Here is a 17,653-nt window from a genome sequence, read left to right as displayed (position 1 = left end):
TTCGATGACCCCGCGTCATCCATCACCAGAGAAAACACCGGGAGGTGCCCAGATGAGTGAATCCGAAGAATACAGCCCCGCAGGCGAAAAACTGCAGAAGGTCATGGCACGTATGGGCCTGGCTTCGCGTCGCGAGATCGAATCGTGGATCAGCGCCGGCCGGGTCAAGGTCAACGGTAGCGTGGCCAGCCTCGGCCAGCGTGTCGACCTGCATGACGCCATCGCCATCGATGGTCGCCTGATCAAGCGTGAAGAAGCCGCCGAAACGGTGCGCCGCGTGATCATCTATAACAAGCCCGATGGCGAGATCTGTACCCGCGACGACCCGGAAAAGCGTCCGACCGTGTTCGACCGTCTGCCACGGCCGAAAGAAGGCCGCTGGATCAATATCGGTCGCCTCGACATCAACACCACTGGCCTGCTGATGTTCACCACCGACGGTGAGCTGGCCAACCGCCTGATGCACCCGTCCTACCAGATGGACCGCGAATACGCGGTGCGCGTGCGTGGCGAAGTCGACGAAGAGATGATCGAACGGCTGAAAGCCGGTGTGATGCTCGAAGACGGCCCGGCCAAGTTCACCGACATCAAGGAAGCACCGGGCGGCGAAGGCTTCAACCACTGGTACCACTGCGTGGTGATGGAAGGCCGTAACCGCGAAGTGCGCCGCCTGTGGGAGTCCCAGGGTTTGGTGGTCAGCCGTCTGAAGCGCGTGCGCTTTGGTCCGGTGTTCATGACTTCAGATCTGACCATGGGCCGCTGGCGTGAAATGAGCCAGCGCGAGGTGGACATCCTCAGCGAGGAAGTTGGCCTCAAGCCGGTTGCTCTGCCGGATATGAAGGAAAAGACCCGCGACAAGCTTGATCGCCTGCAGCGTAAATCGGCCAAGCCGGTTGGCCGCGGCGAGCGCCCGGCGCGCACCCTGCGCCCGGCCCATGGCGGCCCGGTGGAAGGCGATACGAGCCGTGGCCGCACCAGTCGTCCTGAGGGCGAACGGGCACCCCGTACGCCACGTCCGGCGCGTGACGATAGCGCCGCGCGTGGTTCCCGTGGGCAGGCTGGCAAGGGTACGCCTGTGGCTGAGCGGCCGAGTGATGTCAATCGCAATCGTCCAAGCAAGCCAGGACAAACCCGCTCGTCGCCGGAGCTAAGCGAGCGGCCAAGCCGCAAGCCGGCCGGTGCGCCCGTCAAGCGCCGCAGTCAGCCCACCGGCGAAGGTCAGCGCCCTGGCTTCGGCCGCGGCCCGCGCAAGCCTCAGTAAGTGTTGGTTTGACCGCGCCTATTGCAGGCGCGGCTCCTGGAAGATGTGCATCGCTGTGATACTGGCATAACTTAAAAACCCCTCGGCCGCGTTGCGTACGAGGGGTTTTCTTTAGGTTCTGTCCCATTGGCTGTTGCCCCTCTGTAGGAGCGAATTTATTCGTGATAATCACGACGCAATCGCCAATAAATTCGCTCCTACACACGCCTAATTAGCGTTGCAACAGCCAGTTTTATTTGAGGGCCGCAGACCTATCCGGCCATGGTCACACGGTTGCGGCCACTGCGTTTGGCGGCATAGAGCGCCTCGTCGGCGCGGCGTAACAGGCTCTCGACTGATTCGCTTGGTAGCAGGGTTGCGCAGCCCAGGCTGATCGACAGGTCGATGGTCTTGCCTTGGGCGACACATTGCAGCTCTTCAACAGCCTGGCGCAGGCGCTCGCCAACCATGTTTGCGGACTCGGCGGCGGTACCGGACAGCAGTACCAGGAATTCTTCGCCGCCATAGCGGAATACCATATCGACGTTGCGCAGCAGTTGCTTGAGCGTGCTGGCTACTGCCTTGAGCACCTCGTCACCGGCGCTGTGGCCATAGGTGTCGTTGACCTGTTTGAAGTGGTCCAGGTCAAGCATTAGCAGAGACAGCGGTTGCAGGTTGCGCCGCGCCAGATCAACCTCGCGCTTGAGAATCTGGTCCATGGCCACGCGGTTGCCGGTGTCGGTCAACGGGTCGCGCATGGCGCTCTGGATCGCGGCGCGGTAGAGCAGGGCGTTGCGCAGCGGAAAGATCAACGCGGCGAGCAGCGACTCCAGCTGTCCGAGTTCTTCATCGGAAAAGCGTATGCGGCGGCGGAAAACCAGCTCACCCAGTTGTTCGCCTTCGTGCGTCAGACGGTAAGTTGCCGAATGAGTGGCTCGCTCCCCGAGCTCCAGGCGCAGATCGCTGGTGCCGTGTTGGTAGCCCATGGCATCAAGGGCAACCAGGCGCTGTACCTCGGTGAAGAACAGTTTGAGCGTGCGTTCTGCATCCAGCGAGGTCTGCAGCTGTAAGCCGAGCTGTTGGCGCAGCTGTGCCAGCCCGATAGGGCGCAACGAGCGTGCGTTTGTGCTGGCAAAGCCCAGCCGCTGTAGCTTGGCAGCATCGAAATCGATGGTGTTGTTTTGGCTGGTGGTAACCATGAACGCTGACCTCTGGCGCAGTAGAGCGGCAATGCAGAGGTTAGAGCGAATTCCGTGCCAATCGTTTTGTTTATGATTTAAATCCTTTTAAATCATAAACTTATTGGTTTTATGTGGGGGCTGCCCAGGTAAGAGTGCCATTGTTTTGCCACGACTCCGGCAGGCTTTTGCCGGTCGGGTCGGGTGCGTGACAAATTCCTGTCGCAGGTCTCACTGGGCGTCGAAGGCCTGTCCATTCACACCTGTGCTGTCAGGCCCCATAAGGTACAGGTACACCGGCATGATCGACTCAGGCGTGGGGTTATTCGCCGGGTTTTCTCCGGGGTAGGCCTGGGCGCGCATGTCAGTGCGCGTGGCGCCTGGGTTGACGCTGTTGGCGCGCATCGGCGCGATACCCTCGACTTCGTCGGCCAGCACCTGCATCAAGCCTTCGTTGGCGAACTTGGACACCGCATAGGCGCCCCAGTACGCGCGGCCCTTGCGTCCGACGCTGCTGGAGGTAAACACCACCGAGGCATCCCTCGACAGCTTGAGCAGCGGCAGCAGCGTGCTGGTGAGCATGAACGCCGCGTTGACGTTGACCTGCATGACACGGGCGAAGTTGTCCCCGGACAGCTGTTCGAGCGGCGTGCGTGGGCCGATGATCGAGGCATTGTGCAGCAGGCCATCGAGGTGACCGAATTCGGCTTCAATCATTGCAGCCAGCTCGTCGTACTGGTGCGCCAGCGCAGTTTCCAGGTTGAACGGAATCACTGCCGGCTGCGGATGGCCAGCCGCTTCAATGGCGTCATACACGCGGGTCAGGTTTTCTTCGGTCTTGCCCAGTAGCAGGACGGTCGCACCGTGGGCAGCGAAACTCTGGGCGGCAGCGGCGCCTATCCCGCGCCCGGCACCGGTGACCAGGATAATGCGACCCTTGAGCAGGTCGGGGCGGGCGGTGTAATCGAACATGGGGGCTCCTTGGGGAGAGCTTCAAGCCTCAAGCTTCAAGCTTCAAATTTAATATGGCGCGGAATACGGCCAGGTATTCTGTATCAGCTTGCAGCTTGAGCTGCTTAGCAACTGCACAGCGCCTGATCCAGCACCGTGCGCAGTTCCAGTGGGTGATCGACGACTACGTCCGCCCCCCAGTGACGAGGGTTGTCGTCCGGGTGGATGTAGCCGTAGGTCACGGCGGCGGTACGGCAGCCCGCAGCGCGGCCGGCTTCGATATCGCGGGCGTCGTCACCGATAAACAGGATTTGCGCCGGTTGCAGCCCGAGCTGGCGGCAGGCCAGCAGGAGCATCTCAGGGTCTGGCTTGCTCTGGCTGACATGGTCGGGGCACACCAGCGTGGCGCAGCGCTCTGCCAGGCCCAGGCGCTGCATGATCGGTTCGGCAAAGCGCACCGGCTTGTTGGTGGCCACACCCCAGCGCAGGTGAGCGGCCTCTATGTCGGCAAGCAGCGCATCGATACCGTCGAAGGGGCGTGTAAGCACTGCGCAGTGCTCTTGATAGCGCTCGAGAAACTCCAGGCGCAGGGGCTCGAATGCGGCATCTTCAGGAGGCAGGGCGAACGCTGCGGCGATCATCGCCCGCGCGCCCCCGGACACCTGGTCACGTACCAGTTTGTCGGCAATGGCTGGCAGTCCGCGCTCGGCGCGCATGGCCTGGCAGATGGCGATGAAGTCCGGCGCGCTGTCGAGCAGCGTACCGTCCATGTCAAACAGCACGGCACGTAAGCGCATTAGCCCTCCCTGAGCGTCTGGATCATGTAGTTGACGTCAACGTCGTTGGCCAGCTTGTAGTGCTTGGTCAGCGGGTTGTAGGTCAGGCCGATGATGTCTTTGACTTCGAGGCCGGTGGCGCGGCTCCAGGCGCCCAGTTCGGAGGGGCGGATGAATTTCTTGAAGTCGTGGGTGCCGCGCGGCAGCAGGCGCAGGATGTATTCAGCACCGATCACTGCGAACAGGTAGGCCTTGGGGTTGCGGTTTATGGTCGAGAAAAACACCTGGCCGCCGGGCTTGACCAGGGTGTGGCAGGCGCGGATTACCGAGGACGGGTCAGGCACGTGCTCGAGCATTTCCAGGCAGGTGACCACATCGAACTGGCCCGGCATTTCTTCGGCCAAGCCCTCGGCGGTGATCTGCCGGTAATCCACCTGTACGCCGGATTCGAGCTGATGCAGCTGGGCCACTGCCAGTGGCGCTTCACCCATGTCGATGCCGGTCACAGTCGCGCCGCGCAAGGCCATGGCCTCGCTCAGAATGCCGCCGCCACAGCCCACATCCAGTACACGCTTGCCGGCCAGGCCGACGCGCTCGTCGATCCAGTTGACCCGCAGCGGGTTGATGTCATGCAGGGGTTTGAACTCGCTTTCGCGGTCCCACCAGCGGTGGGCGAGGGCTTCGAATTTGGCGATTTCAGCGTGGTCGACGTTGCTCATGATGATCCCTGAGTAGACGGTGGCAGAAGGCCTGGCATGCATGGTGCCAGTTTCCTGGTGTGCAGTGGGCACGGCGATGCGAGCCAGTGTATGTCAGTTTGTCGCAGCCAGCCGGTGCAGTCAGCGCGCGGCGATTTGCTGGCCCCAGGCTTGAGCGGTTTCGATCAGTGCGGCTTCGTCGAGGCGCGTCAGGCGGCCGGCGTCAAGCAGCTGCTTGCCACCGACCCAGACGTGTTCCACGCAATGGCGGCTGCTGGCATAGATCAGCTGCGAAACGGGGTCGTAGATAGGTTGCTGAGCCAGGCCGCGCAGGTCGAATGCCACCAGGTCAGCAGCCTTGCCGAGTTCCAGGGAGCCGATTTGCTGTTCCAGGCCCAGGGCGCGGGCGCCGTTTAGCGTGGCCATGCGCAGGGCGCGATGGGCGTCCAGGGCGGTAGCCGAGCCGGCGACCGCTTTGGCCAGCAGGGCCGCCGTGCGGGTTTCGCCGAGCAGGTCCAGGTCGTTATTGCTGGCCGCGCCATCGGTGCCTACCGCGACATTGACGCCGGCTTGCCAGAGGCGCTCGACCGGGCAGAAACCGCTGGCCAGCTTGAGGTTGGACTCTGGGCAGTGGATGACGCTGGTGTTGCTGGTCATCAGCATGGCCAGGTCGTCATCGTCGATCTGGGTCATGTGCACAGCCTGAAAGCGCGGCCCCAGAAGACCCAGGCGCTGCAGTCGGGCCAGGGGGCGCAGGCCATGCAGCTCCAGGCTCTGTTGAACCTCGAAGGCGGTTTCGTGGACATGCATGTGGATGCCAGCTTCCAGCTCTTCGGCGAGCACGCGGATGCTTTCGAGCTTGTCGTCGCTCACCGTGTAGGGCGCATGGGGGCCAAAGGCGACCTTGATGCGTGGGTGATGCTTGAGGTCGCCGAACAGCTCCAGGCCTTTGCGCAGCGCTTCCTGGGAGTCACGGGCGCCGGGGATCGGAAAGTCCAGTACGGGGATGGTGATCTGCGCACGCAAGCCGCTGGCATGCACGCGTTCGCTGGCAACGTTGGGGAAGAAGTACATGTCCGAGAAGCAGGTGATACCGCCCTTGATCTGCTCGGCGATAGCCAGGTCGGTGCCATCGCGGACGAAGCTTTCGTTGACCCACTTGGCTTCGGCCGGCCAGATGTGCTGCTCCAGCCATGTCATTAGCGGCAGATCGTCCGCCAGGCCGCGAAACAGGGTCATGGCGGCATGCCCGTGGGCATTGACCAGGCCTGGCGCCAGTAGGCGGCCAGGCAGTTCGTGAACCTCGCGGGCCGGGTGGCGCAGGGCCTGATCACGCGGTGCGATCAGCACAATTTGCCCATCGCGCACACCCAGGCCATGCTCATGCAGCACCACGCCAGCGGGTTCGACAGGGACCAGCCAGGTCGGCAGCAGAAGCAGGTCGAGCGGTGCATCGGTCATGGGGAAGGCCTTGCTTAAAAGGTGTGAGTTTATAGTGGAACGCCTTGGCCTTGAAGCCACAAACCGTCGGCTGGCCACCGCGCAGGACGCCAGGCAGGCTCGGCCTGCGTATACTGCGTGGCTTTTTCCGAGATGAGGTGAAGGATGCGCGAGCAATTGCTGGCCGCAGGGCGGGTCAAGGGCATCGAGTGGCGTCAGGATGCTCTGTATCTGCTCGACCAGCGCCGGCTGCCGTTCGAGGAGTATTGGCATGCCTGTACCTCGGCGGCGGAAGTGGCGCTGGCGATTCAGGCCATGGTCGTGCGCGGCGCTTCCGCCATTGGTATTGCGGCAGCCTATGGCGTAGTGCTCGGTGCGCGAGCACGTCTGGCGCAAGGCAATGACTGGCGTCAGACGCTGGAGGTGGATCTGCTGCTGCTGGCGGCGGCCCGGCCCACGTCGGTCAATCTGGAGTGGGCGTTGGCGCGTATGCGCGAGCGCCTGGCGCGCTTGGTCGATGCCGCTGAGCCTTTGGCAGCGCTCGAAGAGGCTGCCCGGGGCATCGAGCTGAGTGACCGTGAGGCCAATCTGACCATGGCTCAGTTGGGGTTGGAGTTGATTCGCAAGCACCAGGGCAATTTGCAGAACTTGTTCACCCACGGCAGTACGGGTGCGTTGGCTACGGCTGGGGTGGGTACGGCCCAGGGGGTGATCCAGGCGGCCTTTCTGGATGGCCTGGTCGAACGTGTTTATGTCGGTGAAACCCGTCCCTGGCTACAGGGTGCGCGCCTGGCCGCATGGGAGTTGGCGAGTAATGGCGTGCCGGTGACCGTGAGTGTCGATTCGGCGGTGGCGCATCTGCTGAAAACCCGTGGCATCACCTGGATTATCGTCGGTGCTGATCGCATTGCGGCCAATGGCGACGTGGCGGCGAAGATCGGCACCTACCAGTTGGCCGTCAACGCCATGCATCACGGCGTGCGCTTTATGGTGGTCGCTCCGAGTTCGTCCATCGACATGGCAACCGAGTGTGGCGATGACATCGTGCTGGAAACCCGCGATGACAGTGAACTGCTGGAGATCGATGGGCGGCGCCTGGATATCGGCATCGAGGCGCTGAATCCGGTTTTTGATGTGACGCCAGCGGACCTGATCGATTTCCTGGTGACCGAGAAGGGCGTGATTGATCGCCCTGATGCGGACAAGCTGGCACAACTGATGTGCCGCAAGCGCCTTCACTAAGCAGTCGATGTACAGCGCGAGCCGCGCTCGGGGATAGGTGCGAAGCCGTGTTTGTGGTAATCTCCGGCGGTTTACAGGGGCGTCCAGATGAGGCGCCCAAACTGCGCAGTTACATGGCATAACTCATTGATTTGTCGTGAGTCGTTACTGGCATAGAGCCATGGCGGCGCGCTTCGAGCGGTTCAGCATGAATCGCGCGGGGCATCACCAGAAAAAGGAACCAGGCTACTCATGGGCGAACTGGCCAAAGAAATCCTCCCGGTCAATATCGAAGACGAACTCAAACAGTCCTATCTCGACTACGCGATGAGCGTGATCGTCGGGCGCGCCTTGCCGGATGCCCGTGACGGCCTCAAGCCTGTGCACCGCCGCGTGCTGTTCGCGATGAGCGAGTTGGGTAACGACTGGAACAAGGCGTACAAGAAGTCCGCCCGTGTGGTCGGTGACGTCATCGGTAAGTACCACCCGCACGGCGATACGGCGGTGTACGACACCATCGTGCGGATGGCGCAGCCATTCTCCCTGCGCTACCTGCTGGTCGACGGTCAGGGTAACTTCGGTTCGGTCGACGGCGACAACGCCGCGGCCATGCGTTACACCGAAGTGCGCATGACCAAGCTGGCCCATGAGCTGCTGGCCGACCTGCATAAAGAAACCGTGGACTGGGTGCCGAACTACGACGGCACCGAAATGATCCCGGCGGTCATGCCAACCAAAGTGCCCAACCTGCTGGTCAATGGTTCCAGCGGTATCGCCGTGGGCATGGCGACCAACATTCCGCCGCACAACCTGAGTGAAGTGATCGACGGCTGCCTGGCGCTGATTGACAACCCTGAACTCAGCATCGACGACCTGATGCAGTACATTCCGGGCCCCGATTTCCCGACTGCGGCGATCATCAACGGCCGTGCCGGCATCGTCGAGGCTTACCGTACCGGTCGCGGGCGCATCTATATCCGTGCCCGGGCGATCATCGAAGACATCGACAAGGTCGGCGGTCGTCAGCAGATCATCGTCAGCGAGCTGCCGTACCAGCTGAACAAGGCCCGGCTGATCGAGAAGATCGCCGAGCTGGTGAAAGAGAAGAAGCTCGAAGGCATCACCGAGCTGCGCGACGAGTCCGACAAAGACGGCATGCGCATCGTGATCGAACTGCGCCGTGGTGAAGTGCCAGAAGTGGTGCTCAACAACCTCTACGCCCAGACGCAGATGCAGAGCGTGTTCGGCATCAACGTAGTGGCGCTGATAGACGGTCAGCCGAAGGTCCTTAACCTCAAGGACATGCTCGAAGCCTTTATCCTGCACCGCCGTGAAGTCGTCACCCGGCGTACCGTGTTCGAGCTGCGCAAAGCGCGTGAGCGCGGGCATATCCTTGAAGGCCAGGCGGTCGCCCTGTCCAACATCGACCCGGTGATCGCGCTGATCAAGGCCTCGCCGACCCCGGCCGAAGCCAAGGAAGCGCTGATCACCACGCCCTGGGAGTCCACCGCGGTGGAAGCCATGGTCGAGCGCGCCGGTGCCGATTCCTGCCGCCCGGAAAACCTCGATCCGCAGTACGGCCTGCGTGACGGCAAGTACTACCTGTCGCCGGAGCAGGCCCAGGCGATCCTTGAGCTGCGTCTGCACCGCCTGACCGGCCTGGAACACGAGAAGCTGCTGGCCGAGTACCAGGAGATTCTTACCCAGATCGGCGAGTTGATCCGCATCCTGACCAGCGCCGTGCGCCTGATGGAAGTCATCCGCGAAGAGCTGGAGAGCGTCAAGGCCGAGTTCGGCGATGCCCGTCGTACCGAAATCGTCGCCTCGCGCATGGACCTCTCGCTGGCTGACCTGATCACCGAAGAAGACCGTGTGGTGACCATTTCCCACACCGGCTACGCCAAGAGTCAGCCGCTGACCGCCTACCAGGCCCAGCGTCGCGGTGGCCGTGGCAAGTCTGCCAGCGGGATCAAGGATGAGGACTACATCGAGCACCTGCTGGTCGCCAACAGCCACTCGACGCTGTTGCTGTTCTCCAGCAAGGGCAAGGTGTACTGGCTGAAGACCTACGAAATCCCCGAAGCGTCCCGTGCCTCCCGTGGCCGGCCGATGGTCAACCTGCTGCCGTTGAGCGAGGGTGAACGCATCACCGCCATGCTGCAGGTCGACCTTGAGGCGCTGCGTGAGCAGGCCGGTGATGAGGTTGAGGACATCGAAGGCGTGCTCGTCGAGCAGGAAGAAATCGAAGACCTGGCCGAAGGTGATGACGCCGAAGATGGCGAAGGTGAAGACGAGCCGACCGGCGCCTACATCTTTATGAGCACCGCCAAAGGCACCGTGAAGAAGACTCCGCTGGTGCAGTTCAGCCGTCCGCGCAGCTCGGGCCTGATTGCCCTCAAGCTGGACGAGGATGACACCCTGATCGCCGCGGCCGTGACCGATGGCGCGCGCGACGTGATGATGTTCTCCGACGGTGGCAAGGTCATCCGCTTCAAAGAAAGCAAAGTGCGCACCATGGGTCGTACGGCGCGCGGTGTGCGGGGTATGCGCCTGCCTGAAGGTCAGCGCATCATTTCCATGCTGATCCCTGAAGCCGAGGCGCAAATCCTCACCGCTTCCGAGCGTGGCTTCGGCAAGCGTACCGAAATGGCTGAGTTCCCCCGTCGCGGTCGTGGCGGCCAGGGCGTGATCGCCATGGTCAGCAACGAGCGTAACGGTAAGCTGGTGGGCGCCGTACAGGTGCTCGACGGTGAGGAAATCATGCTGATCTCCGACCAGGGCACACTGGTGCGTACCCGCGTCAGCGAAATCTCCAGCCTGGGCCGCAATACCCAGGGCGTGACCCTGATCAAGCTGGCCAAGGACGAGAAGTTGGTGGGCATCGAGCGCGTACAGGAGCCTTCCGAGGACGAAGACGCCGAGGAACTGTTGCTGGACGAAGAGGGCAACCCGATTGCCCCAGTCGAGGCCGATGAGGCGCTTGGCGATGAGCCGGTCGCAGACGCTGGCGAGCAGGCCGAGGAAGAGCGCGACGCCTAAGGGTGTCACCTGCCACGGCTGTGAGGCCGTGGCAGGCAGGTCGTTTGGGCCGTATGTGTCAACTGTTGGCAAGGCAGTGCATGTGCCCTCGTCGGGAGGGTGGTGTTCGGTGAATCTGAGAGAGAGTGGATGTGAGCAAGCGAGCCTTTAACTTCTGCGCCGGCCCTGCCGCGCTCCCCGAAGCTGTTCTGCAGCGCGCCCAGGCTGAGCTTCTCGATTGGCAGGGCAAAGGCCTGTCGGTCATGGAAATGAGCCATCGCAGTGACGAATACACCGCCATTGCGCACAAGGCCGAGCAGGACCTGCGTGATCTGATGGAGATTCCGTCCGACTACAAGGTGCTGTTCCTGCAAGGCGGCGCCAGCCAACAGTTCGCTGAAATCCCGCTCAACCTGCTGCCTGAAGACGGTGTCGCCGACTACATCGACACCGGTATCTGGTCGAAGAAAAGCATCGAAGAGGCCAGCCGCTACGGCAACATCAATGTGGCTGCCAGTGCCAAGGCCTATGACTACTTCGCTATCCCCGGGCAGAACGAGTGGCAGCTGTCGAAAGACGCCGCCTACTTGCACTACGCCAGCAACGAAACCATCGGTGGCCTGCAGTTCGACTGGGTCCCCGAAGTCGGTGACGTACCGCTGGTGGCGGATATGTCTTCCGACATCCTTTCGCGTCCAATCGATGTGTCGAAGTTCGGTCTGATCTACGCTGGCGCACAGAAGAACATCGGCCCCAGCGGCCTTGTGGTGACCATTGTCCGTGAAGACCTGCTCGGCCGTGCCCGCAGCGTCTGCCCAACCATGCTCAACTACAAGATCGCCGCCGATAACGGCTCGATGTACAACACCCCGGCGACCTTCTCCTGGTACTTGTCCGGCCTCGTATTCGAATGGCTGAAGGAGCAGGGTGGGGTGGCCGCCATGGAGCGGATCAACCGCGCCAAGAAAGGCCTGCTGTACAAGGCTATCGATACCAGCGATTTCTACAGCAACCCCATCGCCCACAACGCCCGCTCCTGGATGAACGTGCCGTTCCGCCTGGCTGACGAGAAGCTGGACAAGGCGTTCCTTGCCGGTGCCGATGCACGCGGCCTGCTCAACCTCAAGGGGCACCGCTCGGTGGGTGGCATGCGTGCCTCCATCTATAACGCGGTGGGCCTGGATGCGGTTGAGGCCCTGGTCGCTTATATGGGCGAGTTCGAGAAGGAGCACGGTTGATGACGGATGCAATCTCCGAGCAGGAGCTGCAAGCGCTGCGCCTGCGCATCGATGGCCTCGACGAGAAGATTCTCGAGCTGATCAGCGACCGTGCGCGCTGCGCCGAAGAAGTCGCGCGGGTCAAAATGAAATCCCTGCCCGTCGGTGAAAAGCCGGTGTTCTACCGGCCCGAGCGCGAAGCGCAGGTGCTCAAGCGCGTGATGGAGCGCAATCAAGGCCCTCTTGGCAATGAGGAAATGGCGCGGTTGTTCCGCGAGATCATGTCCTCCTGCCTGGCGCTGGAAAACCCGCTGAAGGTCGCTTACCTCGGCCCTGAGGGTACGTTCTCCCAGGCCGCGGCGATGAAGCATTTCGGTCACGCCGTGATCAGTGTGCCCATGGCCGCGATTGATGAGGTGTTCCGCGAGGTCGCTGCCGGAGCGGTGAATTTTGGCGTGGTGCCGGTGGAAAACTCCACCGAGGGCGCGATCAACCACACCCTCGACAGCTTCCTCGAGCACGACATGGTTATCTGTGGTGAGGTGGAGCTGCGCATCCACCATCACCTGCTGGTCGGGGAAACCACCCAGACCGACAAGATTACCCGCATCTACTCCCACGCCCAGTCCCTGGCCCAGTGCCGCAAGTGGCTGGATGCGCACTACCCGAATGTCGAGCGCGTGGCCGTGTCGAGCAATGCCGATGCCGCCAAGCGGGTGAAAAGCGAGTGGAATAGCGCGGCTATCGCCGGTGACATGGCGGCCAGCCTGTATGGCCTGACCAAGCTGGCGGAAAAGATCGAGGATCGCCCGGACAACTCCACGCGCTTCCTGATCATCGGCAGCCAGGAAGTCCCGCCCACCGGCGACGACAAGACCTCGGTCATCGTTTCCATGCGCAACAAGCCTGGCGCGCTGCATGAACTGCTGGTGCCGTTCCACAACAACGGCATCGACCTCACGCGTATCGAGACGCGTCCGTCGCGTAGTGGCAAGTGGACCTACGTGTTCTTTATCGACTTCGTCGGCCACCACCGTGACCCGCTGATCAAGGATGTGCTGGAAAAGCTGAACCAGGAAGCCGTGGCGCTCAAGGTGCTGGGCTCCTATCCCAAGGCGGTACTTTGAGTGGTGCCTGGCCAGCCTATGCAAGCGGATGCCGCGCGGGTGGATGGGTCGCAGCGCGCCAAGCTCAAGCAGCAGGAGCCTTGCGTGATCTGGTTTACCGGCCTCAGTGGGGCGGGTAAATCGACCCTGGCCGAAGCGCTGGACTGCCAGCTGCATGCCGCCGGCCATCACACCTACCTGCTGGATGGCGATAACCTGCGTCAGGGGCTTAACCGGGATCTGGACTTTTCGGCAGCCGATCGTCAGGAAAACATCCGCCGAGTGGGTGAGGTAGCCGCGTTGATGGTCGATGCCGGGCTAATCGTGATAGCCGCGTTCATCTCACCTTTTCGCGCCGATCGCGACGCCGTTCGCGACCTAGTGGCAGGGCGCTTTGTCGAAGTGTTCGTCGATACGCCCCTGGCCGTCTGTGAGCAACGTGACCCCAAAGGGCTCTACCGTCGTGCTCGTGCCGGCTTGATCAAGGACTTCACCGGGCTGGACTCGCCGTTCGAGCCGCCTCTGGCTGCCGAGTTGCGCTTCGATACCAGCGAGCTGGGTGTCGATGAAGCCGTCCAACAGATCCACGGCTACCTGCGGAGTCGTCATGCCCGCTAAAGTGGCGCCGATACGGCGGGCCGTTTCCGATGTTTCCGTTAACAGAATTGCGTTAGAGAAGAGCACCAGTCGATGACCTGTGATTTCCTTGCCCTGGCTCAGCCGGGCGTGCAAAAGCTGTCCCCTTATGTGCCTGGCAAGCCGGTCGATGAGCTGGCCCGTGAGTTGGGTCTCGACCCGGCTGGCATCGTCAAGCTGGCGAGCAACGAAAACCCGCTCGGCCCCAGCCCCAAGGCGCTGCAGGCGATTGCCGCCGAGTTCAGCGAGCTGACGCGTTACCCCGACGGTAACGGTTTCGCCCTCAAGAGCCTGTTGGCCGAACGCTGTGGTGTGCAGGTCAGCCAGGTCACTCTGGGCAATGGCTCCAACGACATTCTTGAGCTGGTGGCGCGCGCCTACCTGGCGCCAGGCCTCAATGCGGTGTTCAGCGAGCACGCGTTTGCGGTTTACCCCATCGCGACTCAGGCGGTGGGCGCTGCGGCCAAGGTCGTGCCCGCCAAAGAATACGGGCATGACCTGGAAGCCATGCTGGCGGCCATCGATGCGCAGACCCGCGTGGTGTTTATCGCCAATCCGAACAACCCGACCGGCACCTGGTTCGGCCCCCAGACTCTGGCGAACTTCCTCGCACGCGTACCGGAGCAGGTCCTGGTGGTGTTGGATGAGGCTTATATCGAGTATGCCGAAGGCGAAGAATTGCCCGATGGTCTCGATTACCTGGCTGCCCATGCCAACCTGCTGGTGTCGCGCACCTTCTCCAAGGCTTACGGTTTGGCGGCGCTGCGGGTCGGCTATGGCATCAGCTCGGCGCAAATCGCCGATGTGCTCAACCGTGTACGGCAACCGTTCAACGTCAACAGCCTGGCGCTGGCCGCAGCCTGCGCTGCGTTCGACGATGCCGACTACCTGGCTGAAAGCCGGCGCGTCAACGCGGCCGGTATGGCGCAGCTGGAAGCCGGCTTCCGCCAGTTGGGCCTGAGCTGGATCGCCTCCAAGGCCAACTTTATCGCGGTCGATCTGGGTCAACCCGGCCTGCCGATCTACCAGGCCCTGCTGGGCGAAGGGGTGATCGTGCGTCCCGTGACCAACTACGGCATGCCCAATTACCTACGTGTGTCCATCGGCCTGCCCGAGGAGAACGCCCGCTTCCTCGCTGCCCTGGGCAAGGTGCTGGCGGCGTGAGCGAGCTGAATTCGGCAGTCGTCACAGCACTGCAACCCGGTGCGGCTAGTGTGGGCCGCCTGGTGGTGATCGGGCTTGGCCTGATTGGCGGCTCCTTCGCCAAAGGCCTGCGCGCGCGGGGGGTATGCCGCGAAGTGGTGGGCGTTGACCTGGACCCCGAGTCCTGCCGCCTTGCGGTCGAGCTGGGGGTGGTCGACCGCTGCGAGGGTAATCTGGCCGTGGCTTGCCGCGGCGCGGATGTGATCCAGCTAGCGGTACCCATTCTGGCCATGGAAAAGCTTCTCGGTGAGCTGGCCCGCCTGGATCTGGGCAATGCCGTGCTGACCGATGTTGGCAGCGCCAAGGGTAATGTGGTGCGGGCCGCGCGGCGTGCCTTCGGCGGCCTGCCGTCGCGCTTTGTGCCGGGCCACCCGATCGCTGGCTCGGAACAGAGCGGTGTCGAGGCGGCCAATGGTGAGTTGTTCCGCCGGCACAAAGTGATCCTGACGCCGCAGGAGGGCACCGATCCGGCGGCCGTGGCGCTGATCGATGGCCTGTGGCGCGCCCTGGAGGCCGATGTCGAGCATATGCAGGTCGAGCATCATGACCAGGTGCTCGCGGCCACCAGCCACCTCCCGCATTTGTTGGCATTCGGGCTGGTCGACTCGCTGGCCAAACGCAGCGAAAACCTTGAGATTTTCCGCTATGCCGCAGGCGGTTTCCGTGATTTCACGCGGATCGCCGGCAGCGATCCGGTGATGTGGCACGACATCTTTCTCGCCAACCGCGAGGCCGTGCTGCACACCCTGGATCTGTTTCGTGATGACCTCGACGCCCTGCGCGACGCGGTCGACGCTGGGGACGGGCACCAATTGCTGGGCGTATTCACGCGCGCTCGGGTGGCCCGCGAACATTTCAGTAAAATTTTGGCCCGCAGGGCTTATGTGGACGCTATGCACTCGAACGATGATCTGATTTTCCTGGCCAACCCGGGCGGCACCTTGTCGGGGCGTATTCGCGTACCGGGCGACAAATCCATCTCGCACCGCTCGATCATGCTCGGCTCGCTGGCTACTGGTACCACCGAGGTCGAAGGCTTCCTTGAAGGCGAAGATGCCCTGGCGACCCTGCAGGCGTTCCGCGATATGGGCGTGGTCATCGAAGGCCCGCACCATGGCCGCGTGACCATTCATGGCGTCGGCCTGCATGGACTCAAGGCGCCGGCCGGCCCGCTGTATATGGGTAACTCGGGTACCTCGATGCGTCTGTTGTCGGGCCTGCTCGCCGGCCAGCCGTTCGACGTCACCCTGACTGGCGACGCCTCGCTGTCCAAGCGGCCGATGAACCGTGTGGCCAAGCCGTTGCGCGAAATGGGCGCGGTGATCGAGACCGGCCCGGAAGGCCGTCCGCCGCTGAGCATCAAAGGCGGGCAGCGCCTGACCGGCATGCATTACGACATGCCGATGGCCAGCGCCCAGGTCAAATCCTGCCTGCTGCTGGCGGGCCTGTACGCAGCCGGGGAAACCTCGGTGACCGAGCCGGCACCCACCCGCGACCACACCGAGCGCATGCTGCGCGGCTTTGGTTATTCGGTGCAGACCGAAGGTGCCACGGCGAGTCTGAGCAGCGGCGGGGCGCTCAGCGCTACGCGCATTGAAGTGCCGGCGGATATTTCTTCGGCGGCCTTCTTTCTGGTGGCGGGCAGCATTGCCCGTGATTCCGAACTGGTGCTTGAGCACGTGGGCATCAACCCAACCCGCACCGGGGTGATCGACATCCTGCGCCTGATGGGCGGCGACATCACCCTGGAAAACCAGCGCGAAGTCGGCGGCGAACCGGTGGCTGACCTGCGCGTACGTTCGGCCTCGCTCAAGGGCATCGATATCCCCGAAGACCTGGTGCCGCTGGCTATCGACGAATTCCCGGTGCTGTTCGTGGCCGCTGCCTGTGCAAGTGGCCGCACCGTGCTGCGCGGCGCCGAAGAGCTGCGGGTCAAAGAGTCCGATCGCATTCAGGTCATGGCGGACGGCCTGCTGGCGCTGGGCATCCAGTGTGAGCCGACCCCGGACGGCATCATCATCGAGGGTGGCCAGCTGGGCGGCGGCGAAGTCGTCAGCCATGGCGACCATCGCATCGCCATGTCCTTTAGTGTCGCCTCGCTGCGCGCTTCGGCGCCGATCCGCATCCATGACTGCGCCAACGTCGCCACCTCCTTCCCCAACTTCCTCGCCCTGGCGGCGCAGGTCGGTATTCGCGTGAGCGAGGAGGGCAAATCATGATGATTCAGGCGCCGGTCATCACCATCGACGGACCCAGCGGTTCGGGCAAGGGCACTATCGCCGGCTTGCTGGCGCGTCAGCTCGGCTGGAACCTGCTCGACTCAGGCGCCCTGTATCGTCTGCTGGCCTTTGCTGCCAGCAACCATGGCGTTGACCTGACCAATGAAGAAGCCATGAAGGTCCTGGCCGCGCACCTCGACGTGCAGTTTATTGCCGCGGCCGATGGCAAGGGCCAGAGCATCATCCTCGAAGGCGAAGAAGTCACCGACGTGATCCGCAATGAGCAGGTTGGTGCCGGTGCTTCCCAGGTAGCCTCGCTGCCGGCCGTGCGCGAAGCCCTGCTGCAGCGTCAGCAGGCTTTTCAGGAAATGCCCGGCCTGGTCGCCGATGGCCGCGACATGGGCACCGTGGTATTTCCCGAAGCACCGTTGAAGGTGTTTCTCACCGCCAGCGCCGAGGAACGTGCGCGCAGACGTTACTTGCAGTTGAAGGGCAAGGGCCATGATGTTAATCTCGCGAGTCTTCTTGACGAGATTCGGGCGCGCGATGAGCGCGATACCCAGCGCGCAGTGGCACCGCTCAAGCCGGCGGCCGATGCGATACTGCTGGATTCCACCGAATTGTCGATTGAAGACGTGCTGGAACGCATTCTGAGCGAAGTCGCCAACCGCGACCTCGCCGGGTGACCAGAGCCACGGCTGCTTAAGTCGAACGGCTCGCAAGGAGGCATGTGGGAAACCAGTCCTAGTC

At 62.8% G+C, this 17,653-nt stretch carries 14 protein-coding genes; 9 read left to right on the top strand and 5 right to left on the bottom strand.

Annotation, left to right across the window (positions count from 1 at the left end; genetic code table 11):
• Positions 1-52 precede the first annotated feature (52 nt).
• On the top strand, positions 53-1,261 hold the full coding sequence (gene rluB / locus BMW49_RS08765) for a 23S rRNA pseudouridine(2605) synthase RluB (protein WP_069518202.1): 1,209 nt from the start codon (positions 53-55) through the stop codon (positions 1,259-1,261).
• Between the two features lie 251 nt (positions 1,262-1,512).
• Here the strand turns inward: rluB and BMW49_RS08760 are convergent, their stop codons facing one another.
• From BMW49_RS08760 to BMW49_RS08740, 5 genes are all read right to left on the bottom strand, one after another.
• Positions 1,513-2,439 carry a GGDEF domain-containing protein gene (locus BMW49_RS08760; RefSeq protein ID WP_069518200.1) on the bottom strand — a complete coding sequence of 309 codons (927 nt, stop codon included), beginning with the start codon at positions 2,437-2,439 and terminating at the stop codon, positions 1,513-1,515.
• A gap of 210 nt (positions 2,440-2,649) precedes the next feature.
• Positions 2,650-3,390 (bottom strand): YciK family oxidoreductase, encoded by a 741-nt coding sequence (locus BMW49_RS08755; protein WP_069518198.1) that lies wholly within the window; start codon positions 3,388-3,390, stop codon positions 2,650-2,652.
• 104 nt (positions 3,391-3,494) lie between these two features.
• Positions 3,495-4,166, bottom strand: a complete 672-nt coding sequence (gene mupP / locus BMW49_RS08750) for an N-acetylmuramic acid 6-phosphate phosphatase MupP (protein WP_069518196.1) — start codon at positions 4,164-4,166, stop codon at positions 3,495-3,497.
• Positions 4,166-4,864, bottom strand: coding sequence for a bifunctional 2-polyprenyl-6-hydroxyphenol methylase/3-demethylubiquinol 3-O-methyltransferase UbiG (gene ubiG / locus BMW49_RS08745; protein WP_069518387.1), 699 nt, complete (start codon positions 4,862-4,864; stop codon positions 4,166-4,168). Before ubiG ends, mupP begins: the two co-directional genes overlap by 1 nt.
• 120 nt (positions 4,865-4,984) lie before the next feature.
• Positions 4,985-6,304 (bottom strand): TRZ/ATZ family hydrolase, encoded by a 1,320-nt coding sequence (locus BMW49_RS08740; RefSeq protein ID WP_069518194.1) that lies wholly within the window; start codon positions 6,302-6,304, stop codon positions 4,985-4,987.
• A 144-nt stretch (positions 6,305-6,448) separates the two neighbouring features.
• On the opposite strand from BMW49_RS08740, the gene mtnA reads away from it, so the two are divergent.
• From mtnA to cmk, 8 genes are all read left to right on the top strand, one after another.
• Positions 6,449-7,525, top strand: coding sequence for an S-methyl-5-thioribose-1-phosphate isomerase (gene mtnA / locus BMW49_RS08735; RefSeq protein ID WP_069518192.1), 1,077 nt, complete (start codon positions 6,449-6,451; stop codon positions 7,523-7,525).
• Positions 7,526-7,756: 231 nt separating this feature from the next.
• Positions 7,757-10,543 carry a DNA gyrase subunit A gene (gene gyrA, locus BMW49_RS08730; RefSeq protein WP_069518190.1) on the top strand — a complete coding sequence of 929 codons (2,787 nt, stop codon included), beginning with the start codon at positions 7,757-7,759 and terminating at the stop codon, positions 10,541-10,543.
• 131 nt (positions 10,544-10,674) lie between these two features.
• On the top strand, positions 10,675-11,760 hold the full coding sequence (serC, locus tag BMW49_RS08725) for a 3-phosphoserine/phosphohydroxythreonine transaminase (RefSeq protein ID WP_069518385.1): 1,086 nt from the start codon (positions 10,675-10,677) through the stop codon (positions 11,758-11,760).
• Complete coding sequence (pheA, locus tag BMW49_RS08720) at positions 11,760-12,866, top strand: prephenate dehydratase (RefSeq protein ID WP_167362793.1); 1,107 nt, start codon at positions 11,760-11,762, stop codon at positions 12,864-12,866. Before serC ends, pheA begins: the two co-directional genes overlap by 1 nt.
• A gap of 18 nt (positions 12,867-12,884) precedes the next feature.
• Positions 12,885-13,463 carry an adenylyl-sulfate kinase gene (gene cysC / locus BMW49_RS08715; RefSeq protein WP_069518381.1) on the top strand — a complete coding sequence of 193 codons (579 nt, stop codon included), beginning with the start codon at positions 12,885-12,887 and terminating at the stop codon, positions 13,461-13,463.
• Between the two features lie 72 nt (positions 13,464-13,535).
• A complete protein-coding gene (gene hisC / locus BMW49_RS08710; RefSeq protein WP_069518188.1) occupies positions 13,536-14,645 on the top strand; it encodes a histidinol-phosphate transaminase in 1,110 nt (369 codons plus the stop codon).
• The gene (locus BMW49_RS08705) at positions 14,642-16,903 is read left to right on the top strand and encodes a bifunctional prephenate dehydrogenase/3-phosphoshikimate 1-carboxyvinyltransferase (protein WP_244168322.1); all 2,262 of its coding nucleotides are present in this window, start codon (positions 14,642-14,644) and stop codon (positions 16,901-16,903) included. The genes hisC and BMW49_RS08705 overlap by 4 nt, the downstream gene beginning before the upstream one ends.
• The gene (cmk, locus tag BMW49_RS08700) at positions 16,900-17,589 is read left to right on the top strand and encodes a (d)CMP kinase (protein ID WP_069518186.1); all 690 of its coding nucleotides are present in this window, start codon (positions 16,900-16,902) and stop codon (positions 17,587-17,589) included. The genes BMW49_RS08705 and cmk overlap by 4 nt, the downstream gene beginning before the upstream one ends.
• Positions 17,590-17,653: the final 64 nt, after the last annotated feature.

The organism is Pseudomonas cuatrocienegasensis, from assembly GCF_900110925.1.
GTDB classification, from domain to species: Bacteria; Pseudomonadota; Gammaproteobacteria; order Pseudomonadales; family Pseudomonadaceae; genus Aquipseudomonas; species Aquipseudomonas cuatrocienegasensis.
The sequence above is the reverse complement of the archived record's forward strand: the minus strand, read 5'-3'. Positions and strand labels throughout refer to the sequence as shown.

What these genes read in the sequence shown, in the direction of transcription:
- pheA (WP_167362793.1), top strand. Translation starts at nt 11,760, where the DNA reads ATGACGGATGCAATCTCCGAGCAGGAGCTGCAAGCGCTGCGCCTGCGC.
- cysC (WP_069518381.1), top strand. Translation starts at nt 12,885, where the DNA reads ATGCAAGCGGATGCCGCGCGGGTGGATGGGTCGCAGCGCGCCAAGCTC.
- mupP (WP_069518196.1), bottom strand. Translation starts at nt 4,166, where the DNA reads ATGCGCTTACGTGCCGTGCTGTTTGACATGGACGGTACGCTGCTCGAC.
- ubiG (WP_069518387.1), bottom strand. Translation starts at nt 4,864, where the DNA reads ATGAGCAACGTCGACCACGCTGAAATCGCCAAATTCGAAGCCCTCGCC.
- BMW49_RS08740 (WP_069518194.1), bottom strand. Translation starts at nt 6,304, where the DNA reads ATGACCGATGCACCGCTCGACCTGCTTCTGCTGCCGACCTGGCTGGTC.
- cmk (WP_069518186.1), top strand. Translation starts at nt 16,900, where the DNA reads ATGATGATTCAGGCGCCGGTCATCACCATCGACGGACCCAGCGGTTCG.
- BMW49_RS08760 (WP_069518200.1), bottom strand. Translation starts at nt 2,439, where the DNA reads ATGGTTACCACCAGCCAAAACAACACCATCGATTTCGATGCTGCCAAG.
- BMW49_RS08755 (WP_069518198.1), bottom strand. Translation starts at nt 3,390, where the DNA reads ATGTTCGATTACACCGCCCGCCCCGACCTGCTCAAGGGTCGCATTATC.
- rluB (WP_069518202.1), top strand. Translation starts at nt 53, where the DNA reads ATGAGTGAATCCGAAGAATACAGCCCCGCAGGCGAAAAACTGCAGAAG.
- mtnA (WP_069518192.1), top strand. Translation starts at nt 6,449, where the DNA reads ATGCGCGAGCAATTGCTGGCCGCAGGGCGGGTCAAGGGCATCGAGTGG.
- gyrA (WP_069518190.1), top strand. Translation starts at nt 7,757, where the DNA reads ATGGGCGAACTGGCCAAAGAAATCCTCCCGGTCAATATCGAAGACGAA.
- hisC (WP_069518188.1), top strand. Translation starts at nt 13,536, where the DNA reads ATGACCTGTGATTTCCTTGCCCTGGCTCAGCCGGGCGTGCAAAAGCTG.